This window comes from Oricola nitratireducens (assembly GCF_014904745.1).
GTDB lineage: Bacteria > Pseudomonadota > Alphaproteobacteria > Rhizobiales > Rhizobiaceae > Oricola > Oricola nitratireducens.
On record NZ_JACZCS010000061.1, the window covers coordinates 1 to 1,017 of the forward strand.

Here is a 1,017-nt window from a genome sequence, read left to right on the forward strand (position 1 = left end):
GCTCAGGTGCCCGGCATGGATGGCCCGGTAGGCAGGCCCGGCAGCACGGAAGATGTCGGCGACCTCGATGGCGCCGCGCACCGGTTCAGCCGGGCGGCGTCTTGCCTTCCATAAGCGCCATCAGCCGGTCGAGCGGCCCTGCGACCGCGCGGATCGTCCGGGTCGAGACCTTCGTGTAGAGCGCGGTGGTCTCGAGCTTGCTGTGCCCGAGCAGCACCTGGATGACGCGGATGTCGACGTCCTGTTCGAGCAGGTGGGTGGCGAAGCTGTGCCGCAGCGTGTGTGGGCTGACACGCTTGCGGATGCCGGCGACTTCGGCGGCTTCCTGGACCGCGCGGTGCAGTTGCCGCGACGAGATCGGATCGGTGCAGCTGCGCCCCGGGAACAGCCAGCCATGCGGGAGCATCACCCCGCGCCGCTTGCCTTCGCGCCACCACAGACGCAGCAGTTCCAGCAGTTGCGGCGAGAGCATGGCGTTGCGGTCCTTGCGTCCCTTGCCGTGTTCGACGCGGATCAGCATGCGTGTCGAGTCGATATCGTCGACCTTGAGATGCGCGACCTCGGACACGCGCAGGCCCGCGCCATAGGCGACGCCGAGCGCCGCCTTGTACTTGATGCCCGGCACCGCCTCGAGCAGCCGCGCCGCTTCCTCCACGCTCAGCACCTCGGGCAGCTTGCGCGGATACCGGGTGACCACCAGCGCGCTCGCCAGATCCCGCCGCCTCAGCGTCACCGTGAACAGGAATCGCAGCGCCGAGACCGCGCCGTTGATCGTCGCCGGGCCAACACCGTTCTCATGCTGATAAAGCTGGAAGCGCCGGATGTCCTCGGTCGTCGTGGTGTCGGGAGCGCGCCCAAGGAAAGCGGCGAAGCGCCGGACATGGCGAACGTAGTCCTGCTGCGTGTGCGGTCCCAGACCTCGCATCAGCATGTCCTGCTGCATGCGCTGGCGAAGTGGCGTGATCGGGGCATTGGTCGATAGGGTAGCCATGGCGAGTTCCTCTCGTTGAAGGGAAC

At 67.6% G+C, this 1,017-nt stretch carries 1 protein-coding gene; it reads right to left on the reverse strand.

The window, feature by feature from the left end:
- Positions 1-85 precede the first annotated feature (85 nt).
- Complete coding sequence (locus tag IG169_RS23785; RefSeq protein WP_193178764.1) at positions 86-991, reverse strand: tyrosine-type recombinase/integrase; 906 nt, start codon at positions 989-991, stop codon at positions 86-88.
- Positions 992-1,017 lie beyond the last annotated feature (26 nt).

Bases quoted from the DNA above. Each gene is read 5' to 3' on its own strand.
- IG169_RS23785 (WP_193178764.1), bottom strand. From the start codon at position 991: ATGGCTACCCTATCGACCAATGCCCCGATCACGCCACTTCGCCAGCGC.